Origin of the sequence: Streptomyces sp. WZ.A104 (assembly GCF_002382885.1) — a bacterium.
In the GTDB taxonomy this organism is placed as follows: domain Bacteria; phylum Actinomycetota; class Actinomycetes; order Streptomycetales; family Streptomycetaceae; genus Streptomyces.
This window is the reverse complement of record NZ_NWVL01000007.1, coordinates 78578-100948: the sequence shown is the minus strand read 5'-3', so window position 1 is coordinate 100948 and position 22371 is coordinate 78578. Positions and strand designations below refer to the sequence as shown.

The 22371-nt window shown below is 68.9% G+C and carries 29 protein-coding genes and 1 pseudogene; 16 read left to right on the top strand and 14 right to left on the bottom strand.

All coding sequences use genetic code 11. The annotated features are described in order from the left end of the window. The first annotated feature begins 14 nt into the window (after nt 1-14). The 8 genes from CIB93_RS05765 (at nt 15) to CIB93_RS05730 (ending at nt 5840) form a co-directional block, all read left to right on the top strand. Nucleotides 15-614 (top strand): DUF4913 domain-containing protein, encoded by a 600-nt coding sequence (locus CIB93_RS05765; RefSeq protein ID WP_096624747.1) that lies wholly within the window; start codon nt 15-17, stop codon nt 612-614. After that, complete coding sequence (locus CIB93_RS05760) at nt 611-1390, top strand: glycosyl hydrolase (RefSeq protein WP_096624745.1); 780 nt, start codon at nt 611-613, stop codon at nt 1388-1390. The genes CIB93_RS05765 and CIB93_RS05760 overlap by 4 nt, the downstream gene beginning before the upstream one ends. After that, on the top strand, nt 1387-1863 hold the full coding sequence (locus CIB93_RS05755) for a hypothetical protein (protein ID WP_096624743.1): 477 nt from the start codon (nt 1387-1389) through the stop codon (nt 1861-1863). The genes CIB93_RS05760 and CIB93_RS05755 overlap by 4 nt, the downstream gene beginning before the upstream one ends. Further along, nucleotides 1860-2525, top strand: coding sequence for a hypothetical protein (locus tag CIB93_RS05750; protein ID WP_096624741.1), 666 nt, complete (start codon nt 1860-1862; stop codon nt 2523-2525). Before CIB93_RS05755 ends, CIB93_RS05750 begins: the two co-directional genes overlap by 4 nt. Next, nucleotides 2522-3349 carry a large ATP-binding protein gene (locus tag CIB93_RS05745; RefSeq protein WP_179499987.1) on the top strand — a complete coding sequence of 276 codons (828 nt, stop codon included), beginning with the start codon at nt 2522-2524 and terminating at the stop codon, nt 3347-3349. Before CIB93_RS05750 ends, CIB93_RS05745 begins: the two co-directional genes overlap by 4 nt. Before the next feature lie 24 nt (nt 3350-3373). Then, complete coding sequence (locus CIB93_RS05740; RefSeq protein WP_096624739.1) at nt 3374-4225, top strand: winged helix-turn-helix transcriptional regulator; 852 nt, start codon at nt 3374-3376, stop codon at nt 4223-4225. A gap of 115 nt (nt 4226-4340) precedes the next feature. Next, nucleotides 4341-5294, top strand: coding sequence for a DUF317 domain-containing protein (locus tag CIB93_RS05735; protein ID WP_096624737.1), 954 nt, complete (start codon nt 4341-4343; stop codon nt 5292-5294). A 57-nt stretch (nt 5295-5351) separates the two neighbouring features. Then, nucleotides 5352-5840 (top strand): hypothetical protein, encoded by a 489-nt coding sequence (locus CIB93_RS05730; protein ID WP_096624735.1) that lies wholly within the window; start codon nt 5352-5354, stop codon nt 5838-5840. Nucleotides 5841-5844: 4 nt separating this feature from the next. Here the strand turns inward: CIB93_RS05730 and CIB93_RS05725 are convergent, their stop codons facing one another. Further along, on the bottom strand, nt 5845-6108 hold the full coding sequence (locus CIB93_RS05725; RefSeq protein ID WP_096624733.1) for a hypothetical protein: 264 nt from the start codon (nt 6106-6108) through the stop codon (nt 5845-5847). 219 nt (nt 6109-6327) lie between these two features. On the opposite strand from CIB93_RS05725, the gene CIB93_RS05720 reads away from it, so the two are divergent. The 6 genes from CIB93_RS05720 to CIB93_RS05695 all read left to right on the top strand — a co-directional run bounded on the left by CIB93_RS05720 (nt 6328) and on the right by CIB93_RS05695 (nt 8514). Continuing rightward, a complete protein-coding gene (locus CIB93_RS05720) occupies nt 6328-6675 on the top strand; it encodes a DUF317 domain-containing protein (RefSeq protein WP_096624731.1) in 348 nt (115 codons plus the stop codon). Nucleotides 6676-6800: 125 nt separating this feature from the next. Continuing rightward, entirely contained in the window at nt 6801-7142 is a 342-nt protein-coding gene (locus CIB93_RS05715; RefSeq protein WP_257002041.1) for a winged helix-turn-helix domain-containing protein, read from the top strand. A 137-nt stretch (nt 7143-7279) separates the two neighbouring features. Further along, the gene (locus CIB93_RS05710) at nt 7280-7492 is read left to right on the top strand and encodes a hypothetical protein (RefSeq protein WP_096624727.1); all 213 of its coding nucleotides are present in this window, start codon (nt 7280-7282) and stop codon (nt 7490-7492) included. 88 nt (nt 7493-7580) lie between these two features. Next, the gene (locus CIB93_RS05705) at nt 7581-7910 is read left to right on the top strand and encodes an esterase (RefSeq protein WP_179499995.1); all 330 of its coding nucleotides are present in this window, start codon (nt 7581-7583) and stop codon (nt 7908-7910) included. Nucleotides 7911-8012: 102 nt separating this feature from the next. Continuing rightward, on the top strand, nt 8013-8249 hold the full coding sequence (locus CIB93_RS05700) for a hypothetical protein (protein WP_056704972.1): 237 nt from the start codon (nt 8013-8015) through the stop codon (nt 8247-8249). 31 nt (nt 8250-8280) lie between these two features. Beyond that, complete coding sequence (locus CIB93_RS05695; RefSeq protein WP_056704973.1) at nt 8281-8514, top strand: hypothetical protein; 234 nt, start codon at nt 8281-8283, stop codon at nt 8512-8514. Nucleotides 8515-8585: 71 nt separating this feature from the next. On the opposite strand, the gene CIB93_RS05690 is transcribed toward CIB93_RS05695, so the two are convergent. From CIB93_RS05690 to CIB93_RS05650, 9 genes are all read right to left on the bottom strand, one after another. Beyond that, nucleotides 8586-8990 (bottom strand): hypothetical protein, encoded by a 405-nt coding sequence (locus CIB93_RS05690; RefSeq protein WP_096624725.1) that lies wholly within the window; start codon nt 8988-8990, stop codon nt 8586-8588. Nucleotides 8991-9086: 96 nt separating this feature from the next. Continuing rightward, nucleotides 9087-10859 carry a relaxase/mobilization nuclease domain-containing protein gene (locus tag CIB93_RS05685; RefSeq protein ID WP_096624723.1) on the bottom strand — a complete coding sequence of 591 codons (1773 nt, stop codon included), beginning with the start codon at nt 10857-10859 and terminating at the stop codon, nt 9087-9089. Further along, nucleotides 10859-11524: a MobC family plasmid mobilization relaxosome protein gene (locus CIB93_RS05680; protein ID WP_096624721.1), complete on the bottom strand. Its 666-nt coding sequence runs from the start codon at nt 11522-11524 to the stop codon at nt 10859-10861. Before CIB93_RS05680 ends, CIB93_RS05685 begins: the two co-directional genes overlap by 1 nt. Next, nucleotides 11521-11745 carry a hypothetical protein gene (locus CIB93_RS05675; RefSeq protein WP_003972986.1) on the bottom strand — a complete coding sequence of 75 codons (225 nt, stop codon included), beginning with the start codon at nt 11743-11745 and terminating at the stop codon, nt 11521-11523. The genes CIB93_RS05680 and CIB93_RS05675 overlap by 4 nt, the downstream gene beginning before the upstream one ends. Before the next feature lie 102 nt (nt 11746-11847). After that, on the bottom strand, nt 11848-12915 hold the full coding sequence (locus tag CIB93_RS05670; protein WP_096624719.1) for a DUF2637 domain-containing protein: 1068 nt from the start codon (nt 12913-12915) through the stop codon (nt 11848-11850). Continuing rightward, nucleotides 12912-13478, bottom strand: coding sequence for a WhiB family transcriptional regulator (locus CIB93_RS05665; RefSeq protein ID WP_096624717.1), 567 nt, complete (start codon nt 13476-13478; stop codon nt 12912-12914). The genes CIB93_RS05670 and CIB93_RS05665 overlap by 4 nt, the downstream gene beginning before the upstream one ends. 117 nt (nt 13479-13595) lie before the next feature. After that, a complete protein-coding gene (locus tag CIB93_RS05660; RefSeq protein WP_096624715.1) occupies nt 13596-14303 on the bottom strand; it encodes an ATP-binding protein in 708 nt (235 codons plus the stop codon). Next, on the bottom strand, nt 14303-15322 hold the full coding sequence (locus CIB93_RS05655; RefSeq protein WP_096624713.1) for a hypothetical protein: 1020 nt from the start codon (nt 15320-15322) through the stop codon (nt 14303-14305). Before CIB93_RS05655 ends, CIB93_RS05660 begins: the two co-directional genes overlap by 1 nt. Nucleotide 15323: 1 nt before the next feature. Next, nucleotides 15324-15650, bottom strand: a complete 327-nt coding sequence (locus CIB93_RS05650; protein WP_096624711.1) for a transcriptional regulator — start codon at nt 15648-15650, stop codon at nt 15324-15326. 556 nt (nt 15651-16206) lie between these two features. Between CIB93_RS05650 and CIB93_RS05645 the strand changes: the two genes are divergently transcribed. Further along, nucleotides 16207-17079: a helix-turn-helix transcriptional regulator gene (locus CIB93_RS05645; RefSeq protein ID WP_096624709.1), complete on the top strand. Its 873-nt coding sequence runs from the start codon at nt 16207-16209 to the stop codon at nt 17077-17079. Between the two features lie 198 nt (nt 17080-17277). Here the strand turns inward: CIB93_RS05645 and CIB93_RS05640 are convergent, their stop codons facing one another. The 3 genes from CIB93_RS05640 to CIB93_RS05630 all read right to left on the bottom strand — a co-directional run bounded on the left by CIB93_RS05640 (nt 17278) and on the right by CIB93_RS05630 (nt 19963). Next, nucleotides 17278-17907: an HAD-IA family hydrolase gene (locus CIB93_RS05640; protein ID WP_096624707.1), complete on the bottom strand. Its 630-nt coding sequence runs from the start codon at nt 17905-17907 to the stop codon at nt 17278-17280. 282 nt (nt 17908-18189) lie between these two features. Next, on the bottom strand, nt 18190-19425 hold the full coding sequence (locus tag CIB93_RS05635) for an MAB_1171c family putative transporter (RefSeq protein WP_096624705.1): 1236 nt from the start codon (nt 19423-19425) through the stop codon (nt 18190-18192). Between the two features lie 94 nt (nt 19426-19519). Then, nucleotides 19520-19963: a hypothetical protein gene (locus tag CIB93_RS05630; RefSeq protein WP_239105447.1), complete on the bottom strand. Its 444-nt coding sequence runs from the start codon at nt 19961-19963 to the stop codon at nt 19520-19522. A 496-nt stretch (nt 19964-20459) separates the two neighbouring features. On the opposite strand from CIB93_RS05630, the pseudogene CIB93_RS05625 reads away from it, so the two are divergent. Beyond that, nucleotides 20460-21548: pseudogene (locus CIB93_RS05625) on the top strand (IS630 family transposase). A 60-nt stretch (nt 21549-21608) separates the two neighbouring features. Here the strand turns inward: CIB93_RS05625 and CIB93_RS05620 are convergent. After that, nucleotides 21609-22370: a 3-deoxy-manno-octulosonate cytidylyltransferase gene (locus CIB93_RS05620; protein WP_096624701.1), complete on the bottom strand. Its 762-nt coding sequence runs from the start codon at nt 22368-22370 to the stop codon at nt 21609-21611. Nucleotide 22371: the final 1 nt, after the last annotated feature.

Sequence of the window (22371 nt, the reverse complement as noted above, 5' to 3'; positions counted from 1 at the left end):
TGGAGCACACCCCCATGGCCGACACCAGCCCGACCTCCCCCGGCCCCGAGCCGTACCGCGTCCCCGACGCAGACCTCGACGACCTCGCCAGCACCCTCGCCAAGACCATGGCCGAGGTCAGGCAGCACGGCATCATCCTCGACCGCCTCGGCTCCGAGCCCGACCCCGGCGCCATCCAGCCGCCGGACGGCGCTCCGGAAGCCGAGGCGGCTGACGGGAAGAAGCCCGACGGCCCCGCCTCGGTGTTCATCCTCGCCCTGGGCGGCAAGGAGTATGCCGTCGAACTCGCTGCTCTCAGCGACTGGGTGAACTACCTCTTCCTGCCGATGTACGGCCGGGAGATCAGCACGAGCCGTCCCTGGTGCGCGCACTGGCACGAACACCCCGAGGCCGTCGCCCGGCTCCACGCACTCTGGCTCGCCTGGCAGCAGTTCACCGACACGGAGGCCGGCCTGTCCGGCCCCTCGACCTGGCACCGCGACCACCTGGACCAGACCCTGGCGCACCTGCGTGCGCCCGACGGACCGTTCGCGGCCTGCACGACCAGCGCAACTCGCCCCAATCACCGGGTGCTGGCCACCCCGGCGCCCGAGCAGGCGGGGGTGGCGGCGTGAACGACATTCTCGACTTCGGCCTCGACGATCTCTCGCCGGTCAACGACGACTCCGAGGAAGCAATGGAGGCTCTCTGGGCTGGCGACCTGACGGTGCTGTCCCAGCACCACACCACGCCCAACGGTTCGCACAACTTCGTCCTCGCCCACGACCGATCGGTCACCTGGGGGATACCCGGCGAGCCACAGCTCGTTGCGATCGCCGTCGCTCGGGATCTGCGGCAGTCCACGTTCACGTTCGAGACGAGTCACCACGCCACGGCGTCCTTCGCACAGAACTGGCTGGCAGAACGCGGCTGCCCGCTCGAACGGATCGCACTGCACGGTGGCGACTACATCAAGCCCGCCGACGACCTCACCCTCCAGGTGGAACAGCAGATCCAGAAGTCGGGCACCCGCTACGAGGTCCTCGACACCTACACCTCTGACGACAACCCCAGCGAGGCGTGGACACTCGTCAACGACTCCCAGGCCACCCAGGCACCGGTTCGCCTCTTCTACGAGGAGTGGAACCACAATGCCGGCACGTACACGATGCGCGAAGGGGCCTTCCCCGACGTCGGCGTCGCCCAGACCTGGCTGGACGAACGCAGTGAACCGCTGCCCGAGCCTCCGGAGTACAGCGACCACAACGGTGCTGTCGTCCGGGCCCGCATCGCCCGCATCGCCCTTTCCCGGTCCGCCGGAACCTCTCCGACACCGCAGACCGGGCGCGACGCGCCCCGCGCGTCAGCGGCGGTACCGGTCCAGCGCGCGGTCCAGGGGAGGCCGCTGTGAGCCGCGCCCGCTTCGCCTTCGCCGCGCACCCCGACGCCATCGCCGACCTGCGGGAACTCCCCTCTGAGATGCGCGATTTGGCCTTGCTGGAGCTGCAGAACCTGGTCCACGGAAGCGACGACTGCTTGCCGTTGAAGGGCCGTCTCGCCGGCTTCCACAAGGTGTACGTCGACCCGGCGGTCTCATACCGGCTGGTCATCCAGTTCCGCCAAGCGCCACCGACCTCGACCCACAAGCGCGAGATCTACCTCGTGGCGGCTGGCAGCCGGAAGGACTACGCGGTCTACCGCGCGGCCCACCTGCGGACCGAGCCCCAGCAAGGGCTCGGCCCGGACTCCGCCACGGAGGCCCGCGTGCAGGCCGCCCGGTCTCGCTCGACGCTCACCACCGAACGGCCGACAACGAGCCGCGCGGCTGCCCCGTCACCAGCGCCGCCCTCGGCCACTGCTTCTCGAAAGGCCACCCAGCGATGACCAACGCCCGTACTGCGCTCACCCGTTCAGAGCTTGCGGATCTCCTCACCGAGGCCGCTCAGAACGTCGGCGGCATCCCTGCCGCCGAGTACCCGACGGCCGCCGCCCGCTCCTACCTGCATCCCGTCTTGGGTCCGCTGGCCGCTGGGCCCCGCGTGATCACCGAGCTGAACGACCGGTTCGAGGGCTTCGTGGCCACCGAGCCACTCCCTGCTGGTTCGGCGGGCCTGTTCGCCCTGGCCTCCTACGCCTCCGCGCTGGGGTGGCTCACCGAGTCGTTCGCCGAGCTGACCTCCTCGGTCGACGAGATCTGCACCCGCGTGGGCATACCCACGGAGCCACGCGCCCCGATCGTCGCCGCGTCCGGTGGTACTGAGCGGGACGACGAGTACGACTTCGCCTTCAACGCACTTGAGTTGGAGGCGGTCCGCAACGCAGCCGAGGCCGCCGGCCTCGCGCCGGACGACTACGTCGAGGTTCTCTCCCAGTCACTGCTCGCCGCCGCCCGGATCACCGACGCCTGCATGGAGATCTCCAGCGGCCTGCTCGATGACGCCGATCTGCTCCGCGAAGCGAGCGACCGCCCCCGGCTCGGTGACGATCCCGGGAGCCTGCCCGCTCTGGTCCGCTCCCTGCTCGCCCGGATGGAGGCGACGGTGTGAACCCGTACGACGCAGACACACACCCTGGCCCCTATCTCGTCGTCGAAGTGCTCGGTGTCGGGGACGTCAGCGTGCCCGCCCTCGCACATGGTCCGGAGGAGCCGCTGCACCAGGCCGCTACACGCGTCATCGAAGCCGCAGCGGCGCTGGACGAGCGACACGAGAGCGTACTCAACGCGGTCCAGCGCGCTCAGCGGCTGCTCGAAGGCACTGGTCGGGGTGAAGTCGGCCGAGCCCAGGTCTCGTACGCGCTGCTGCACACAGCTCTCCCGGACCTCGGAGACGGCCTGGCCCAGCAGGACCGGGCATACAGCCAGCTCGTCGAGTCCCTGTCCGCCTACCGCCGGCTTCTTTCCTCGCCCGAGCCTGCTCAACACGCGAGCAACAAGAGCCACGGGCAGGGCCAGAAGACGAGGCCCCACCGGGACGACGACTGGGCCGTCGCCGGGGAGCGCGGGCTGGTAGCCCTCGAAGCGGTTGCGGCCGGAGGCGTTCGCTTTCGCCGCAACGCGATCGGCGAGGACCCGTACATCTCGCGGGAGAAGGCCCAGTGGCAGGACCCGGCGGTCTTCCCGCAGACCGTGCAGCGGCTGGTCGCCAACGGGCTACTGCATCAGGACACCACCGAGAACGTGTACCGGCCCGGCCAGCTCCTCTCGCTCACTGCGCAGGGGGAAGCCGCCCTGCGTGATGGTCGCGCGACGACCTCCCGGGTGTCCGCCGCCCTCGGCCGCACCACTACGCGGACCACGTCAGGCGCGCTCTCCGACTCGGCCGCCGTGCCCGTCGCCAGGACCTCCCTCGCGACCCCCCGCTCACGCTGACCTCAGCCCGATAAGGACCCCACCATGGCTACCCCCGGCCTGCCTCCCACCTTCTCCATCGCTTCCATCGACGCCCAGCGCGTCGAGGAGGCTCTCGCCCGGATCGGGCCCAAATGGACCACCTGGACCGCGATGACCCTGGCCCAGGTGAAGGGCCCCGTGCGCGTTCGCGACGTTGCTGCGCAGCTCCCCTTCGTCAGTGAGCAGTTCGTCGGCAAACGGCTGGCCACGATGCACGCTGACGGATTGGTGATCCGCGATGACGACCGGCGGGGCGCGCCGTACCGGCTCAGCGCGCTCGGCACGTCTCTGGCCCCCGTCCTCCGCACAGTGTCGGACTGGTCCAGCACCCACCTGACACAGGAACCGATGGCCGAAGCCGAGCGTGTCGAGGACGCGCTGCGCCGCCTGCATCTTCGGCACTCAACTGCCGTGATTCAGGCCCTCGACTCGGCTGACTGCCAGATGCGGTTCGTTCACATCGCCGAGGCGGCCGGTCTGGACTACGGCCTCGCACGGCAGCGACTTGTCCGGCTTCAGGCCGATGGCCTGGTCACGCGGACGGGCTCCCGGCACGGAGACCCTTACGTACTCACCGATGCCGGCCAGGCGTTGGGGGCCGTCTACGCGAGTGTCGAGCACTGGAGCCAGCCCTTCGCGCTGCGAGGTGGAACAGCAGCACCGCGTCCGACAGCGGCAGCCACGCGCACCCACGTCGGCATTCCGCTGGGGGCGGGAGCCGACAGCGCCCGGACCGCGGCGGCCCTACGACGGAGCGCCGCCGCGTCGAACGTCATGTTCAGCCACGCGCCTCAGCCGGAACCGCGGGTGCCGGCGGCCGTGACCGCTCAGTCGGCACCGGGCCGGGGCCGGTGACGGGGGTGAGAACTAGAGGCCACTCGCCGCCACTACGGCATCCGCGTGCGCTCCGGCGGCTCCCGCCGCTGCATACGCGGATCCGTTCTCCTCCTTCGCTTCCGGAGACTCGACCATGTACGCCCCTGATGACCCGACCCGGTACCAAGAGGTACTGGTCAGCCCCATGTATCTGGCTGGTTCCAACGGGACCGGCGAGGCTGGCTTCGCGCCCGTCGCCCACTGGCCCCATCAGTACCTCGATGAGGGCCCCTGCCAGCTCCTCGTGACCTCTCCCGACCAACGGATTCGGATCGGCTGGTTCGGCGACGACTTCGAACTGTGGAAGATCAGCGCAGCCGAGGACGCCTTCTCGGCGCCTCGCTGGACGGCGACGTTCAACCACGTCACCCCGGCCGAGATGGTCGCCGGCCTCACCGCCGCACTGGTCCAGGACTACGACGAAGCCATCGCCTCCGACACCCCCGGCCGCTTCTTGACAGGGCCAACCGTCCCCTGGAGGGACACCGTCCGGCCTTTGACCGATGCCGGCTGGAACCTTGACGGAGGTGCTGAACTCGGCACCGTCGAGATCATCGCTCCTGACGACCAAGCGGGCATCCTCATCGATCGGCGCGGCTACGGCTCCGACCGCACGACCGTTGAGCTGTGGGCTGGCCCGCCGGGCTGGGGCACTCGTGCCGAAGCTACGTTCACGGCCCGCACCCCTTCCCACTTGATCGCCGCAACCGCCGCTGTGACGGCGAAGTCGACCCCGGTGGTCCGCGAGCGCCACCAAGTCGACCGGCGGATGCAGCACTTGGTCACCATGACCCCTGTTGTCGCTTCGGCCACGCCGATCGCCGAGGCTCAGGTCCCGCGCGCTCCGACTCCGCTGGACGTACGCCGCACCGCGGTCACCCAGGCCGTACACCGTGCCGCGCGGGGGCCACAAACAGCAGCCGACCTTCGGGGGATGGCCGCGCAGAGCCGCTCCACGGGGGCGGCGCAGAAACGGACGGGACACCCCGCTCCCGCGACCTCTGACCGGCTGCCGGCCAGCTCGCCAACGCCCCGGCGCGGACGCTGACTCCCACCCCAGGCCGCACTCCACTCGCGACCGTCCCCGCCCAACAGGAGTTCCACCATGCCCACCACCACCATGCTCGACCAGGCCACGGCCATGATCGAGAACGCCTGGGGCCAGCCCATCGAAGCTCTTGAGGTCCTAGGGGTCCGCCGCCCCAGCGAGGACCCGCTCCTGCGCTGCGCCATGCACACCCGCGCGGCCCTGGCCATCACGGACAGCGCGGTAACCGTTCACCAGGACCGTCTTCACGCCCTGTCCCGGCATGGGTACGTGCCTGACTTCTACGAACTCGACCGGATCACCGAAACGGCGGTCAAGCTCCGCGTCGCCCACGCGGAGAGCCGTGCGTACCTCCAGGCGATCCGGCGCGTGGTGGAGGCTCGGGAGGCCGCCGCACCCGAGGTTGCGGCATCGGCGGTTCGGCTGGCTCAGGCCGCTGTCGCCCGCTCCGGGCAGACGCGGCACGCCCCGGGGGCCGTGCCCGAGCCGTCCTCTCCGGCGGCGGTCGTAGGGCCGTCAGCGCCCACAACGGGGCCCCGACGTTGAGCGCTTAGCTCCGATTCTCGTCGCGGGGGCCCTCTTCGGCCCGGGGGCCCACCGCGCGGGCCAGCTCCTCCATCGTCAGCTCCACGCGTCGGCCTTCGGCGACCCGGCGCTCCACCGTCTCCTCGTCCGGCCACCGGTCGGGCTGTGCGCCGACTCCCCACTGGCCGTCGGCGACCATCGCGATGTCGCCCACGGTCCAGGGCCGTCCGGCGGCGCGGATCTTGCGTTCCAGTCCGGCGCCGTCCCAGTGTCTGCTCGCCTCGGCCATCCCCTGCTCCCCTTCACCGACGTGCGGTCCCTCACCGCAACCCAGGTACGACAACCGCGGTCGCAGATCCATTCCCGGCCAGCCGACCGCTCGGCTGTGGTCTCCAGTTCGCCCACGGCAGACGGCATCCCCAGGGAAACGACTACGCACTTCGGCATGCTGCATGCCAACGTACGGGTGTTGGGAAAAACCGCAGGTCAACGAAGGGATCGTCCAACCGTGAACACCTCCGCCACCCTCCTGCCCGCCGTCGTCCGCCCCGCCGTGGAAGACCGCCACTGGCTCTCCTCCGACCATTGCGCCACTCCGGTGCTCGACCTCCTGGACGCTCTCGGCTGGACGATCGCCGAGACCCCGGAGGCCAACGTCCACGCGACCAGCCCGGACGGCGGCGTCTACGTCGGCTGGCTCCCCGAAGACCCCTCCGCCTGGGCGCGCGAAATCGTCTGGCGCATCCAGGTGCTGCCCGCCGACGGCGAGGTGTGGGTCCAGGAGTTCGGCATCCATACCCCCTCCGAGGCCGTCGCCGGATTTCTCGCCGCCCTCGCCACTCACTCCTCGCGCTGACCGCCGAACTACGGGGGCGGGCCGACGACGGCCCGCCCCGTTCACCGCGCCCGTCCCGGCGGACCGACCGCTCCTCTTCTTCCTGACCGAAAGGCATTGAAATGACCATCTACTCCGATGACCTCGTGAGAATCGCGAACCACGTCGTCGGCTCCGGCACCGCCGTGTTCGCGGCCTACGACGCCATCACGGGGTCCGGCATGGCCTCGCGCGGCATCTCCCAGGTCTGCTGCGGGGTGCTGCTGCTGTACACCGCCGGGATCTTCCAGGACCACCTCCGCCGCCGCGACACCCGTGTCGTCGCCTACCTGTCCGGCAACCCCGACGCGCCCCTCTCCAAGATCAGCGCCGCCACGGGGCTGAGCCAGGAACGGGTCGCCAGCTCGCTGCAGCGCCTGCACGCCGACGGCCTGGTCGTCTCGGAGGAAGGCGCGGTTCCCCTCCCACCTCGCTACCGGCTGACCTAGTGGCTCCACCGTCGGCAGCATCTCGCAGACCACACCAAGGGCCCGAAGGCCCCACGCGACCTGCTCCGCCTCGACGCCCCCTGACGATGTCCCCGCCAGTCCTGCCCCGTCCGCCCATACCGCTCTCGGAGGTTTCCGTGCCCCAGTATCTGACCGTCGGCCACCTGCTTAGCCAGCTCCTGGAACTCGACCCCAACCTGCCGGTCCGTCTCGCCGTCAACCCGGACTTCCCCTTCGCCCACTTCGTGGGGGCCGAGGTCGTCGTCCGCGACGGCAAGGCGTACATCGCCGATGACGGCCAGGAGGACTACCTCCCGGTAGGGGCGCGCGATGCCCTCACCTGGGCTTGATCGCTTCCCTACCACCACGGAGGCTTCTATCTCGTCCCTCTCGCGACCCGCGCCTCGTCTCGCGCTGCACGATGTCGCCGTGCGCCCCATGCCGTTCGGCGTGCACAGCGCGCTTCTCCAGCGCATCTCCGCCCGACCCGACGGCCCCCTCGACATCACCTGGCTCGCTGACGAAACCCCACAACTGCCCCTCGGGCGTATCCGGCTGCGCTGGGAGCCCGCCTCGCGCAGCGGCTGGGACGTCACGGCGTACCTGGGGCTGACCACGGCCGAGGTGTTCCTAGGTTCCTGGCCCGCCGCCCCGGACGACTGGCCGCGCCTGGTCCGTCCGACCCTGTACGAGGTGACCGGCCTGTGCGCCGCCCTCTCATTCGCGACCGACGCACTCGACCTCTCCAACCGGCTCTCCGGAGTCTGACCGAGGACCGCCGAAGGCCGCCTCATGCCGCTCAGGCAGGGGCGGCCTCGTCGTGCGTCCACCCGTTCGTTGCGTACGCTCGACCTGACGAAGGAGAACACTATGGCCGACGACCAGAGGCTCTGGGGATACCCGGAGGTCGCCGCCCACCTGGGTATCAGCGTCGGCGCGACCCGCAGCCGCAAGAGCCGGGGCAGCCTGCCCTCGCCCGACGACGACAGCGTTCCGGACCGTCCCCGCTGGAAGCCGTCCACGTTCCAGAACTGGAGGCCGGTCGGCCGGGGATTTCGCAGCGACCTGCACAGCTCCCCCCGACAGGAGACCACGTCGACCGACTGACCGAGCGGGTGCTCGCCCGTAGGCTGCGGGCATGACACCCGACTCGCAGATGCCCTCGCCCCCGTTCCCCTCGACCGACAACGCCGTACTCGGGTTGATCGTCGGCGGAGCCATCGAGTCAGTCCGTAGCGGCGAGGCCACCGTGGAGGAGGCCATCCTGCATGCGGCGGTCCACGGCTGGTACGAGGGACACGTCCAGGGTGAAGACGAATGCCCGGGGTGCGACTTCCGGGGTGGGCTGGCGAAGGACAGCGCACGCGGCTGAACCTCACCTGCACGCCAAGGGGCGCCACCGACATGCCGGTGGCGCCCTTCGGCGTTCCGTCTGGTGCTCGCCTACTCCAGGTAGATGCCGGCGAATACGCCGTCGAACCCGAGCGCGGTCAAGCCCGCCTCGACACTCGGGTAGGTCGTCCCGTGCGGGCCGCCGACCAGGGCATCGAAGTCGGCGCGGCCGATCTCGGGCTCGAGCCACTGGTTGCCGCACCGGCAGCGGACCCAGACGTTGCGCCCGTGGTTGATGAGCAGCCAGTCGCGTCGGGCACGGCAGGCGGAGCACATCACGGGGATGCCCCCGAGGGCGAGTTCGCGTGAGTGGCCGACGCAGCGGATTGCCCCGGGGCCGTCGGCCGACCGCGTCTCGGCCTGGAGCTGCAGCAGGGGGTCGGTACCAGTGGGGACGACGGGCAGGACGGTTGCCGGCTCCGTGGTGCGGGTGGTGGTTCTGAGCACGAGCGTCATCTCCCGGTTGTCGGTCCTGTCTTCATCCGCAACAGCCGGTGGAACCGGCTGTCCATACATTTCGCGGCGTCCGCTCGGACCTTGTGGTTGACGTGGTCAGTGACGTGGCGATCGGCGATTGGGGTCTTGAGCAGTTCCGAGCGGTACGGCTGCCGTCGCGTTTCGTTCACTGGTGCGGCTGCTCGGCGCGGTGGCCTGGCGGGTGGCGGCCTGCGGACGACGGGCACTGTCACCCGGGTGTGCCGGGAGCTGGGCGATGCGCCGCAGGCGCCAGACCAGGACGTCGTTCACGTCGTCGGCGCTGTCGAGTTCGCGCATGTCGATGGCCTGGCGCAGGAGGGCTTCGGAGTCATGGCCTGCCCGCTCGGCCTGGGCGAGGGTGGCGACCAAGGCGTCGGTCCTCGCTTGCGTGCCTCCTGCCCGTACGACCTTCTCGGGCAGGACGGCGCGAAGGGTGGCCTCGTGCATGAGGCGCTGGGCGTCAGGAAGGGCGCGGCCTTGGTCGTGCAGCATGCGCATCGGGGTGGCGGCGGCCTGGCGGTAGGCGGTGCGCAGGTGCGCGGCGGCTTGTCGGGAGGCGTGGGCCTGCTGGGCGTGTCCGCGGGCGGAGTGCCAGCGGGCGGCGGCGAGGGTGACGAGGACGAGGGTGGAGAGGAGCATGGCGGTGGTGCCGCCGTCCTCGCCTCGGCCGAGCGCTCCGCCGGCCTGGACAATGCCTCGGGCGGCCGAGCGGAGGGCCCGGGTGTCGGCACGTTCGGCGCGGACATGACTGCGGGTCGCCCGTTCGAAGGCGCGAGCTGCGGCGGCCAGCTCGGTGCGGGTGGTGGCCGGTGAGGTCTGGGCCACTGCGTCGAGGAGTTCTCCGACGCCGACGAGCTGGGGGGCGGCCTCGCCGTCCTCGTCGCGTTCCAGGAGCGTGGCCGAGCGCTCTGCGATGACGGTGGCGTTGCGTCGTTGACGGGCGGGCGGTGACCAGTTCGTCCGGTCAGCGCCGACCGCGGGCGCGCTCGGCTCGGCGGCCCCGTCGGTGAGGCGTAGGCGGATCTTCGGAAGGGAGAGGTCGGGGGCCAGTTTGGAGCCGGGGTACCAGACCGGGTCTCCGTCGCGGTTGCGGTCGCCGGGCAGGGCCACGTTGTAGCCGAGCGCGTCACCGGACGGTGCGTGCCGCAGCTTCACCCGTACCCCCGCTTCGCGGAGCCGCGTGAAGAACTCCTCTTCCGAATCCGCTCCCGCCACGGCTCGACGAACGGCCTCGCGGAGCGTCTCGCGCGAGGTCTCCGGGCGGCCGGTGCGCTCGGCCTTGAACTTCTCGGCGCTGCTGGGGTTCTTCGCTGCGGTTCCGTCGCCTGCGTTCAGGCGCCGCAGGCCCATCTCCTGCTCGATGTGGCGGCATTCGGCCTGGGCCTTGTTGAAGTCGTAGTTCAGGCGCGGGTTGCGCAGGTCGCCGCGTACGAGGGTGGCGACGATGTGGATGTGGTCTTCCGCGTGGCGGACGGCGATCCACCGGCAGCCGTCGGGGTCTCCATCCGGGGCGATGCCGGTGGCGTGGACGATGCGCTGGGCGACGGCGTTCCACTCCTCGTCGTCCAGCCGCCGGTCCCCGGGGGCGGTGCGGACCGAGCAGTGCCAGACGTGCTTGGCGGGCGCGCGGTCGCCGGCCTGCTTGACCCGCAGGTCCAGGGCGGCGGTGAGCCGGGCGAGGGTGACCTTCGGGTCGGGGTCGAGGCCGGTGTCGCGGCCGGGGTCGGGGGCGAAGCCGTCCCAGGAGCCGACGAGGTGTGCGTCGGTGTGCTCCTCGCGCCGCCCGGGGCCGTACAGGTAGACGAGCAGGCCGTGGGTCCGGGAGCCGCGTCCGATGTCGGGAACCATCACAGCCGCCGGGTCACCAGGTCGTTCGCCGCGTCATCGACGCGGGCGAGAAGTCCGGTCAGCGCGCCCAGCGCGTGTTCGAGTTCACCGGCGCGCGGCTGGCCACCGCTGTTGAGGACGTAGGCGATCTGGTTGATGTTGTTGCCGATGCGGGCCAGCGCGGTGCGCAGAGCGGCGAGTTCGTCGATGGCGGTGTCGAGCTGGTCGTTGCTGTGCACGGCGGCGCATCCGCGGGCGGCGCTCAGGCCGGAGACGGCGAGGAAGCGGGCGATGGTGACGCCGCGCTTGGTGGCGGCCTCGGCGATCTCGGTCTTCTCGGTGTCGGAGAGGCGGGTGGTCGTCTTGCGGGTGCGCTCGCTGGGGTTGCGGGTGCGGCGGCGCGGCTTGCGGTCGGGGTAGGCGGGCGTGCTCGGGCGCGGCTGCTCGCGGTGGTCGTCGCGGTCGGCTTCTCCCCCGGTGACCGGCGCCCCCTGGTGCCGGTTGCCCGGCTGGTCCCCGTGCGCCCTCGCTCGGGGACCAGCCGGGTTTCCCCCGCCCTCCTGGGCGGGGGCAAGTGCGTACGTCGGGCCGTAGGACCGTCGTACGCGATAGCTTGCTCCGCCAGGAGCCGTGGTGGGGTCACGCTGCTGTCCAGCGGAGGTGGGCACCGGGTCGTTGGTGTTCACCGGCTCGTCTCCGGGTCCTGCTGCTGGATTTCGCGGACGAGTTCCTCGATCCAGTCCATGGCCAGGACGGGGTGGTGCAGGGTCCAGGGCCGATCATGCTGCTCGCGTTGCACGATCCAGGTGGTGTCGGGGCCGGACTGGGCGCGGTGGAGGTGTCCGTGCTGGTGCAGGACGGTCAGCCAGGAGTCGACTTCGGCGGGCGTGGCCGGGTGAGTGCGCATCGGGTGCTCTCCGCTTCTGCTGTGGCGGGGTGTGTCGGTGACATGCGGAGTGGGTGACCGGCCGGGGTGACCGGTTCGGTCACCCACTCCGTGGAGGTTCGGTCAGGGCCGGGAGGAAGTGACCGGCTGGCGGTGCTGCTCGCGCAGCTGAGCCATCAGCGCGGTCAGGGTGTCGCTGGACAGCGGGATCTGCTGACCTCGGATCGCCTGGGCGACCACCTTGCGGGTCAGTTTGTCCTCGGCCCTGACCGCCGACCGGGCGATCGCCAGCAGCTCCTCGGTGTCCGGGTCAGGACGCCGGTCACCAGTCGGCCGAGCGGCCCGGTCAGTGACCGGAGGCGAGGTGACCGGCGCGGCACTGACCGCCGCCGGGCTGTCCTGGTCACCACCGACCGGGGCCGCGCTGCCGGGGCGGTCAGTGACCGTCCGGCCCTTGTCCGCCTGTCCCGGCAGGTCAGGGGCACCATGGCTGCGGTTGTGGTGGTCGGTGACCGACTGGCCGCTGGTCGCCGGGGTCGAGTCTCCGGTCACTGACCGGGCGGCGGTGTCCTCGTCGGTCGGGGACAGTGGCAGCCGGTCGGTCAGAGCGGTGACCGACTGACCGGACGTGACCTGACCGGCCGCTGACCGCTGCTGACCGGCTCGGTCGGTCCGGGTGACCTCGATGGCGTCGCTCCGGTCGGTCTCACCGAGGTGACCGGGCTGACCGAGGTTCTGTCTGCCAGAGTCCTCGACCGGGCCCCGGGCAATGAGGATGTAGAGGTGGACCGCTCCGGCCAGTGCGAGCGGGGCGATGGTCGAGAGCACCGCGACCACCGCGTCACCGAGCCGGAGGCCGGTGCCGGCGACCGAGTCCTGGTTGATACGCACCGCGTGGAGCGCGTTGGCCCAGATGCTGGCGGCGGTGGCCGTGCCGAAGAGCGTCCAGACGTAGAGCCGGGCGCGCAGTGGTGCGTTGCGCAGGACCAGGAGGGCTCGGATGCCGTACGCGATGAACCCGTCGATCACCAAGGGGAACAAGTAGGTAAGGAAGCCTCGGATGTGGATGGCGACGGCCATCTGCTGCAGGGCGTCGTACGACAGCGCGCACCCCGCGCCCCCGAGCGCCACGACAGCCGCGCGGTCCCACCCGGATATGTGCGCCGTCTTCGACGCGCTTGCGATGTTCATGCCGCCGTCCCGAAGTCGTCGCGGATCAGGCGCTCGCCGCTGGTCTCGGGGGGTGTGGTGTTCGTGGTGGGCTGGTTCAGGGTTCGGTTGCGCTCGGCCCGGCGGATCTCGCGGTACCGCTTCTTGGCGTGCTCCTCGGTGACCTTCAGAAGCCAGGCCAGACGTTGCTCGCTCACCCCGTGGCGGTAGGCCGCGTACTCGACCGCGCGGCGCTCCGTATGGGTGAGGTGCACGTCGCGTCCGGCGATGGTGGCATTGACGCGGCTGTAGTCGAGACGGCTGGCGAGCTTGTCGTGCAGCGGCCCGCGCTCCTCTTCCGTCAGGCCGCCACGGATCCCGTCGGTGTCACCCCCTTCGAGAGCGGCGTCCAGGCAGGTGCGGCGGACCGGGCACTGGCCGCACAGGGCCTTGGCCGTGGCGATCTTGGCGGTCTCGTCGGGTTCGGGGAAGAAGACTTCGGGGTCCACCGGGTTGTACTCGGTGCTCTGGCAGACGGCGTCGGCCTGCCAGGTCTGGTCGCCGAGCTGGCGGTGGTGGACAGGGCTGTTCGTCGTGCTGGTCATGCGGGGTGCTCCGATCGCTCTCCGCGCGCAGGGGCGTCGGCGGAAAGGTGCGCTGGCGGTAGGTGCCCGGGGGACGGCGGTGCGAGGGCGCGGTCCGGCGGGGTGGCCTGTGGAGGGTCAGGCGGCGGCGCTGTGGCGTCTGCGGTCGACGGCCTCGAACTCGACTCGGGTGGTCATCTGCGCGAGCCTGCTGGCGACGCGATCCCCGACGTAGGAGCGGAGGTCCTTGATCGCCAGGTTGGTGGTGATCAACGTCGGGAGCATGAGGTTGTACCGGCGGTTGATCAGCCTGTACGTGATCTCCTCGACCCACTCGCTCGCCTTGGCCGCGCCGAGGTCATCGATGATCAGCAGCGGGCACCGGCTGACGGCCGCCAGCTCCCGCTCGCTGTCGACCCCGGGCCGGGGGCGGAGATCGGCGTACAGGTCGGCAGCGGTGGTCGCCCGCCAGCGCACGCCGACCCCGCTCTGCACCAGCGCTCGGATCGCGCCGTACGCCTGGTGCGTCTTGCCCGCGCCGACGACCCCGGCCATCAGCAAGCTGGGCCCGGTGGTGACCTGCCGCCGGGCTCCCCGGCTGGGGGCGACGGCGGCCTCGGTGACTTTCCGGACCCAGTCCAGGACCATCGGGTGGTCGGCGACGGCCGACTGGTAGCGCGGGGGCATCCCGGCCAGGAGGGCGTCGAGCGGGGAGTACGGCTCGGGGTCGTCGGGGAGCGCGGCGGCGTCGGCCGGGTCGATGTTGCGGGCGGCCAGGATCCGGGCCATGCGCTCCAGGGTGCCTTCGTTGCCGAGGAGCTGGGGTTCGCGGTGACGGGTGTGCATCACAGCTCCTCGGCGTAGGCGGCAGAAGCGTTGGCCGGGTTGGTCCACGCCTGGTGGGCGGGCACGTTAGGCCGGATTCCCGGCCGCGCCAAACCGCCGGGGCGAGCGTTCATCGCCTCGTTGACCATGCTGGTCAGCACGCTCGGGTGCTTCGGGTTGGCCGCGAAGTTCGCCAGCCCGGCCCGGATGTGCCCCGGAGCGATGCCCTCGTCCAGGAGCTTCTTGATGATCCGGCCGAGGTGCCCGATCACGTCGCTCGGAGGGCGCTGGTCGCACCCGGCGACGTACTCCCCGACGAGGTCCTTGGCGGAGACGCCGGCTGCGGGCGCTGTGCGCCCCGTAGGGACAAGAGATCCAGGATCCAAGATCCTAGATCCAGGCGCCGAGCCTTCGGAGAGGCTTCGGGGAAGGTTCGGGGAGTCCTCGGAGAATCCCGTCTGACCTGCACTTTTAGCACCAGCTCGCCCTGCTGTGCCGATCGCGCCGTCGGCAGCCTCCTGCCGGTCGGCGACGGACTCGTCTGCGTGGTCCGGCGTCGGCGAGGCGGGTACGGCAGGCAGATCGAGGGCTCGGGGAGACCTACCGGAGGTCTCGGAGAGTCCTCGGGGAGCCGTGTGCGAGCCCTCGGTCCGCCGGGTGCAGGAGCCCTTGCACGGTGCGCACCGGTCGGCAGCCTGGTGCTGCGGGCACGAGGGCAGGCGCGACTGGCTCGGCTTGTCGATCTTCTGGTGCTCGGACCAGGTCACGATGTGGAGGTAGCGGCGGCCGTCGCATCCGGTGTACCGGCAGATCAGTCCGGCGTTCGCGAGCTGATGGAGGTCGTCCTCGACGTGGACCGAAGTGTGCTCGGCGCGCAGGGGCCAGAGGAGCCCCGCGATGATCGCGGCGTTGTCCCGGTGACGACCATGGTCGTCGGCCTGGGTGAGCAGGCCGAAGAAGGTCCGCTCGGCCGCCACGGTCACTTCGGCGAGCGACTCGGAGGTGAACGCCTCCGGCTTGACGGTTCGGATCCGGGCCATCTCAGCGGCCCCGCTCAGCGGCGACCAGGTCGCTGCGGGTCAGGGTGGCGTCGGCGAGGCAGAAGGTGTGCGGGCGCATCCAGTCCACCTCCGGCCAGACCCGCAGGATCCAGCGTGCCGCGACCCTGGCGGTCGGGCGGCCCAGCTCCAGGGTCCTTCCGGCCTCGTCCTTGACGACGGCGTGCAGGTGAGGCCACGTCTGTGTCGGGTCTGTGAGGCTGACCCGGATCGTGGCCGCCCCCGGGATCATGTCGGCGAGCTGTGCGGCGAGGCGGCGCGGACGGCCGTCGTCCGCGCAGGCCGGGCTTCCGCTCGGCGTGGCGAGCATGCGATACTCCGTTGTTCGAAGGAGCGCGGTGCGGCGGTCTCGTGCAAGAAGCCCTGCCGCCCGCGTGGTGTGTAATTGGCGCCCCTCGGGGTGCCAGCCCGGCGCTTGGGAGTTGGTAGCTCCTCGGCGCCGGTTTCAGTTTCGGGGTCAGATCACGGGTCGTATGTCGGCATCCGTCCCGCCTCCTTTTCGCTGGTCATCGGCCCCTTTCCGGGGCGCTGCCCGGCGTGGGACGACGAACATACGTAGACCCCGCGGACAAGTCCATCCCGTTGCCCGGAAGATCATTTGCGGGCGTCTCACCTCGTCTCGGCTGCACTCGCGAGGGCAATGCCGACGTGGATCCGCGCCACCCGACGAGCGCTGGAAGCGCTTGTTGCGTGGGCGGTTACGACAGGGAAATATGCACAGAGGTCCCCCAGGGCTAGGCACCGTAGAATTGGGTCTGATCAACAGGTGCGATACGGAAACGTACGTCAGTTTCGAAAATGCATCAACCCTGGCTTACAGTTGACCCCGACACCGAGCCCATCGCCACCTCGCACCAGGAGTCCCAGTGCCCCCTCGTCAGTTCGACGGCAGCCTCGTGCGTGCTGTCCGCCGACGCAGGGACATGCACCAGAGGCAGCTGGGGGAACTGGTGGGGGTCAGCGGCGCTACCGTCGCACGATGGGAGTCCGGGAACGACTTCCCCAAGGGCGAGAAGCTGCCAGCGATCGCCACGGCGCTCGACGAACCACTCGACGAGCTGTTCCCCCACGACGGGCCGCCGGACCTACAACTCCTGCGCTGTGACGCCGGTCTCAGCGTGGCGGAGGCCACCGAAATCATCGGCGCAAGCCGGGGACCGGTGAGTAACGCCGAGTCCGGGCGGCGCAGGCTCAACGCAAGCTATGTAAAGCCGCTGGCGGCGGCGTACGGGGTGACCGAGGAAGAGCTGCTCGCGGCGCAGGACCGCTCGTTCGGCATTCGCACCACTGCCTCACGTGGCGATCAAGAGGCCGCGCCTCGCACGATCGGGGAGAAGATCAACTTTCTCCTGCAGTACGGCTCCACCGACGAGGAGACGCTCTCCGACGCGGAGATCGCGCGACTCGTCAACGAGCATGCGCCGACTGCAGCCGTCACCGCCGAGGGCATCGGCGAGCTACGCGACGGAACCGAAACCGCGGCATCCGATGAAGTGCGCGCCGGCCTGGCGCACGCCTTCCAGGTCCCCTCCTGGCTGTTCGGCGATGACGCCGAACTAAGTCCCGTCGTCCAGGAGTTCCTGGAGGCTGTTCGCTTCATCGGCTCGATTCACCAGGGGCACATCCTCGGCCTGGCCGCACGCGGCAGCGAGATCCTCTCCCGGAGATCGATGGCCGACATCAACAGGCTCGTGGGAGAGCTACGACACGCTCTGTCCGAGGCTCAGAACAAGGAGTAGCCCCGCCATCGCGGGGCGGAGCAGAGCATTTGCGGTACTGCCGCCCTGCGGGCGAGTCCGAGGGCCCCCGACCGCCTGTCGCTGATCGCCTCTGGCCGGGCCACCACACATATCGGATCGGAAGCACGAAGGGACTACGGCTCGCCCTCCTGGGAGGGCGAGCCGTAGTCCCTTCGTACGGACGAAGTCGATGCCGATCTATGAAGCGGTCAGGTCGACGTCGAACAGCTCGGACAGGGCTGCGACCGTCTGCTTCGGGTCCTGGTTGTGCACTCCCGCGAGGCCGAGCTGCTCCGCTGCCTGGACGTACGCCTCGGTGTCGTCGACGAAGACGCACTCTTCGGCAGGCAGGCCCATCAGCTTCAGCGTGGTCTCGAAGAGCTGGGCGTCGGGCTTGCGCATCATGTGGTGCTCGCTGATGACGACGACGTCGTACAGCTTCTCCAGCTCGTAGCCGGCATACAGATCCCACGGCTCCAGGCCCACGGAATTCGACAGGATGCCAACCTTGATCCCGGCCCGACGGGCTGCGGCGGCAGCGTCGATCAGCAGCGGCTCAGGACGGAGGTCGCCGAAGATCCTCCCCATCAGCCCGTCCGCCGGCACATTCAGCATCCTGCCGGCGAACTCGTTCCACTCGCGCTGGGACACCACTCCGCGTTCCAGATCGCTGGTGATCCGGACGCCCTCCGGGTCCTTGTACAGGGCAGTGAGGCAGGCCCCCTGGGGAAGCCCTTCACGCTGCTCGAACGCCAACACAGCGGGCAGCAGGGGGGTGGTGAGAACGCCTCCGAAATCAAGAATGAGGCCGGTACGGCGGTTGGACATGCGGGGAACTCCATTGCTGAGATTTCGGACGCCTATCCAGACCGGACAGCGTCGCGGACCCGGCGTACATGGCGGTCGCAGAAGCTGCGCATCGCAGGCCAGGAAGTGCACTTACAGGGCGGAGCAGAACCTCTTTGTCCGCCTTGCTCACGGTACCAGTCGCGACCGCACGCTCGGTGGTGCCGAATCTCACGCAAGCCTTACAAGATCGCATCTCTGAGTGACAGCGCGCACACGCCGAAAACACGGATACAGCAACCCGGCACACACCGCGCTCCAGAACTACCGCCGAGATTCCGATTCCAACTTCTCGGAGTCATGAAGAACTTCTCGCGCTTGGTCACCGGTGATCTGCGTGTAGACCGTGCTGACTCGCACGTACCACGCAGCTTCACTTTCAGTGTCCACGAACGGCTTGTCTCTCATCAGGGTGGCCGAAGACGGCCTGACGGATTCCGCGTTAGCGGCAAGCAGACCAGCCTTTATCCAGTAAGCCTCCGCAGCAGGCTCGGGATCGGAGTGTGGGGACGCCTTGTCCTCCGCAGCAAACATCAAGTCGCTCGGCACGTAGTAGCGCAGTTTTTCGCAGGCGTCGGAGATATCCTGCGTCCATCGGTCCAAGCGAACATCAATGGGGACGCGAAACTGCAAAAGTTCCGTGATCCGTCGGCCGGGAGGGTACAGGCTTGTTCCGGGAAAAGCCTCGACTAGATCGAACCAGAGCGGATAGATCAGGTTCAGGGTTCGGAACGTCTTCCATCGCGCAGCAGCCGCGCGGGTCGTTGGGATGCTCGCCCCGACTGCGACGATAACGAAAAGGAGATTCATCCAGATCGCAGTGGCATCGACCAGGAATCGCACCGTCGATTGACTGAGAGGAAATATTACGGCACTCCACAAGATGGCAATTCTAGCTATCGTGTGAACGAGCCCCATCCACATCGCGAAACCCATCAAACCGAGCCCGATGCGCATGCTTGTGCTCTCAGCTCGGCGTGCCGCCCTCGTCCACTGATAGCCGCATACGGCGGTGGTGACTAGCGGAAAGAAATAGAACACGGTCATGTAGACCGCCACGCCCCATTCTCCCGCGTGGTCAACGAGGAAGTCCTCGCTCGGCCGATCGCGTTGGACAACGGTAAAGAAGAGGATCGCGAGCAGCACCACGCCGACGGCTCCCGCCTTGTACGACGCTCGGGCGATCCACCGTGAGAACTCCACGTGCCTGGGCACGACCGCCTCAGCGGTCTTGCCGTAGCTGGTGGCGACATAGGTCAGAGCCGCCATGATCGCCGCCGTGCTGGCGAAGTGCCGGAGCAGGGCGCTGAGATCGACCACCGGAATACGATCGACCGCGTCCATTGCTGCTGGGGTGTACAGACACAGGGCCACTGCAAACCCGGCGTAGCCACCCCAGAGCGCCCTACGATGCGCATCGCCATACCTGACAGCCGGGAAACGCCAGATGGAGATCAGCGTCATGACTGCCGCAGTGAAGTATTTGAAGAAGTCGAACACGGAATCAGTCGATCTATAGGTGCCACACCTGTCGCCGCTCACGGGCCCTGCAGAGTGCAGACTTGGTCAGTGCGAGATTACGGATCGTGTGGAGCTACCGCCGACGCCGCGGCGGGGCAACCGGATGCGCCAATGAATATTCCAACAGGCTGATCACATCGTCTCCGGTAGCAGACTGGCGACGTGCCAGGCGCTTAATCAATGACGCCGAAAGCTCAGCCTGCTTCTCCTCGTGGCTGTCGAAATCGACGCGCGCTTGGATGAGGGCTGATGGGTAGCGCCGAAGCACTTCTTGCCGGATGCGCTCAGGGACGTAGCGCTCGATTTCAACGGCCGTCAGAGACGTGCCGTGATCCATCCACTCATGCGCGATCTCATGGAGGATGATGTGTTCTGTTTGATTTCTGCTTGAGCGGCGACGGTAGAGAATGATGGTTACCTCGGGAGTTTTAACCCGAAGGCCGCACGCTGTCCCGAGGCCCCCGTCTGGGTCGTCCAATGGGACCAGTTGGATCTGACGCCCCAGCGCGCTTTCCATATTGCTCACCAGCGTCTCGACGCTGAAGGGGGTTGGTATAGGGAGATCGGCGAGCTTCCTCTCGCATTCCCTCACAAGAGCGCGACGTGAAGGATCCCTACGCCAACGCATAGTCGCTCCATTCTCACTGCAGACCCCATACCTCAACGCGCGTACGCGAGGCGCTGGCAGGCTGGAGCCCGTATTCGATGCGCACGGTGCTAGACCGGCACGCACTGTCCGCACCTAAGCGTACAAGGGGGATTAAGCGATCATGAGAGAAGAACGTGTTGCAAAGGTCACCCGGGTGTGGAGGATCACTGAAGCACAGCAAGATCAAAAACGGTCGGCGATCTTTCCTATTGATCTTGAAATGCCTTTGGGGCGCGCTCTCGGGATGCACTCCGTTTCTCGCCGAGCGCCGCTTTCCAGAAGACCCGAAGACCTTCGCTAACCCGTCGCGCAAATAATCTAGTGTCCTGAGTCGGTAGTTCGCTCGCGGTTATAGGGTGGGGCGATGCCTGGTCCGAAGCCCTTGCCGCTGGAGTTGTCCGATCGCGAACGCCGGGTGCTGCGGGGCTGGTTGCGCAAGCAGACCGCGTCGCAGGCGCTCGTGCTGCGGTCGAGGATCGTGCTGTCGTGTGCGGAAGGTCTGTCGAACGCGCGTGTCGCGGACGACCTGGGTGTCTCGCGGGAGACGGTGCGCAAGTGGCGGTCCCGGTTCGCCGCGGACCGGCTGGAGGGCCTGGTGGACCGGCCGCGCTCGGGGGCGCCGCGGAGGATCACGGACGAGCAGGTCGAAGCCCTGGTCGCCAGGACGCTTGGCCAGACGCCGCCGACCGGTGATTCGCACTGGTCGACGCGTTCGATGGCCGAGGCGGAGGGCATGTCGTAGTCGGCCGTCTCGCGGATCTGGCGGGCGTTCGGCCTCAAGCCCCACATCGTGGAAACCTGGAAGCTGTCGACCGACCCGCAGTTCGTGACCAAAGTCCGCGACGTGGTGGGCATCTACCTGTCCCCGCCGGAGAACGCCCTGGTCCTGGCGGTGGACGAGAAGTCGCAGATACAGGCCCTGGACCGAACCCAACCGGTGCTGCCGATGGCGCCGACCACGCCGGCGAAGATGACGCACGACTACGTTCGGCACGGCACAACCAGCCTCTTCGCCGCCCTGGACATCGCCTCCGGCTCGGTCATCGCCCAGCACTACCGCCGACACCGCCACCAGGAGTTCCTCCGCTTCCTGAAGGTCATCGACGCAGCTGTCCCCCAGCACCTCGAACTCCACCTGGTCCTGGACAACTACGCCACCCACAAGACCGAGCCGGTCAAGAAGTGGCTGCTGCGTCACCCCCGCTTCCACCTGCACTTCACCCCCACCTCGGCGTCGTGGCTCAACCTCGTCGAGCGATGGTTCGCCGAGCTGACCTCCCGCAAACTCCGCCGCTCGGCCCACCGCAGCGTCGTCGAACTCGAAAGGGACATCCGCGGCTGGATCAACGAGTGGAACAAGAACCCCAAGCCGTTCGTCTGGACGAAGACCGCCGACGACATCCTCGACACCCTCGCCGCATACTGCACACGAATTAACGACTCAGGACACTAGTTGACGGCCGAGAAATGCAACGAGTCGCCCAACAGGAAGGGTTGCGTTCGTGCGGATGTCTCAGTGCTGGTCGAGGATGCGCTCGGCTCGCGCTAGATCCTCGGGGGTGTCTACTGCCACTCCGTCGTCCAGGACGGGCACCATTCGCACGGCGTGGCCGTGTTCGACGAAGCGCAGCATCTCCACTCCCTCGGCACGCTCCAGGGGCCCTTGCTGGAGCTGCCGGAAGTGCTGGAGAGCCTCGCCGGTGAAGCCGTAGAGGCCCAGTTGGCGCAGGTACTTCGGCCGGTCGCCCCTGGGGTACGGGATGGGCTGGCGCGAGAACATGAGGGCCTCGCTGCGGGCCGTGACGACGACCTTGACGACGTTGTGGTCCAGGACGGCGCCGACGTCGACCAGCTCGGTGTAGGCGTTCACGGCGAAGGTGCCGGGCGGAGTGAATTCCAGGGCCTCGGAGACGTCGTTGATGGCGGTCGGTGAGATGAACGGCTCGTCGCCCTGGACGTTGATGTATCCGTCGGCCGGGAGGCGTTCGGCGACCTCTGCGACGCGGTCGGTGCCGGTGAGGTGCTCCCCGGTGCGGATGCAGTCGATGCCGAGTTCGCGGCACACCACTTCGATGCGCTCGTCGTCCGTGGCGACGATGGCCCCGTCAAGGCGTTTGGCTTCCAGGCAGCGCTGGTGGACGTGCCAGAGCAGCGGCTTGTCGCCGAGGAGGGCCAGTGGTTTGCCGGGGAAGCGGGAGGCACCCCAGCGGCACGGTATGACGGCGATGTGCCGGCGCCGTTGGGCGGCGGTCTGGCGGGCTGTGGTGGCGGCCACG

Excerpts from the sequence above, each read along its gene's own strand:
- CIB93_RS05765 (WP_096624747.1), top strand. The coding sequence starts at position 15 with ATGGCCGACACCAGCCCGACCTCCCCCGGCCCCGAGCCGTACCGCGTC.
- CIB93_RS05750 (WP_096624741.1), top strand. The coding sequence starts at position 1,860 with ATGACCAACGCCCGTACTGCGCTCACCCGTTCAGAGCTTGCGGATCTC.
- CIB93_RS05740 (WP_096624739.1), top strand. The coding sequence starts at position 3,374 with ATGGCTACCCCCGGCCTGCCTCCCACCTTCTCCATCGCTTCCATCGAC.
- CIB93_RS05735 (WP_096624737.1), top strand. The coding sequence starts at position 4,341 with ATGTACGCCCCTGATGACCCGACCCGGTACCAAGAGGTACTGGTCAGC.
- CIB93_RS05730 (WP_096624735.1), top strand. The coding sequence starts at position 5,352 with ATGCCCACCACCACCATGCTCGACCAGGCCACGGCCATGATCGAGAAC.
- CIB93_RS05725 (WP_096624733.1), bottom strand. The coding sequence starts at position 6,108 with ATGGCCGAGGCGAGCAGACACTGGGACGGCGCCGGACTGGAACGCAAG.
- CIB93_RS05705 (WP_179499995.1), top strand. The coding sequence starts at position 7,581 with ATGCCGTTCGGCGTGCACAGCGCGCTTCTCCAGCGCATCTCCGCCCGA.
- CIB93_RS05700 (WP_056704972.1), top strand. The coding sequence starts at position 8,013 with ATGGCCGACGACCAGAGGCTCTGGGGATACCCGGAGGTCGCCGCCCAC.
- CIB93_RS05695 (WP_056704973.1), top strand. The coding sequence starts at position 8,281 with ATGACACCCGACTCGCAGATGCCCTCGCCCCCGTTCCCCTCGACCGAC.
- CIB93_RS05690 (WP_096624725.1), bottom strand. The coding sequence starts at position 8,990 with ATGACGCTCGTGCTCAGAACCACCACCCGCACCACGGAGCCGGCAACC.
- CIB93_RS05685 (WP_096624723.1), bottom strand. The coding sequence starts at position 10,859 with ATGGTTCCCGACATCGGACGCGGCTCCCGGACCCACGGCCTGCTCGTC.
- CIB93_RS05675 (WP_003972986.1), bottom strand. The coding sequence starts at position 11,745 with ATGCGCACTCACCCGGCCACGCCCGCCGAAGTCGACTCCTGGCTGACC.
- CIB93_RS05670 (WP_096624719.1), bottom strand. The coding sequence starts at position 12,915 with ATGAACATCGCAAGCGCGTCGAAGACGGCGCACATATCCGGGTGGGAC.
- CIB93_RS05665 (WP_096624717.1), bottom strand. The coding sequence starts at position 13,478 with ATGACCAGCACGACGAACAGCCCTGTCCACCACCGCCAGCTCGGCGAC.
- CIB93_RS05660 (WP_096624715.1), bottom strand. The coding sequence starts at position 14,303 with ATGCACACCCGTCACCGCGAACCCCAGCTCCTCGGCAACGAAGGCACC.
- CIB93_RS05655 (WP_096624713.1), bottom strand. The coding sequence starts at position 15,322 with ATGGCCCGGATCCGAACCGTCAAGCCGGAGGCGTTCACCTCCGAGTCG.
- CIB93_RS05650 (WP_096624711.1), bottom strand. The coding sequence starts at position 15,650 with ATGCTCGCCACGCCGAGCGGAAGCCCGGCCTGCGCGGACGACGGCCGT.
- CIB93_RS05640 (WP_096624707.1), bottom strand. The coding sequence starts at position 17,907 with ATGTCCAACCGCCGTACCGGCCTCATTCTTGATTTCGGAGGCGTTCTC.
- CIB93_RS05630 (WP_239105447.1), bottom strand. The coding sequence starts at position 19,963 with ATGGAAAGCGCGCTGGGGCGTCAGATCCAACTGGTCCCATTGGACGAC.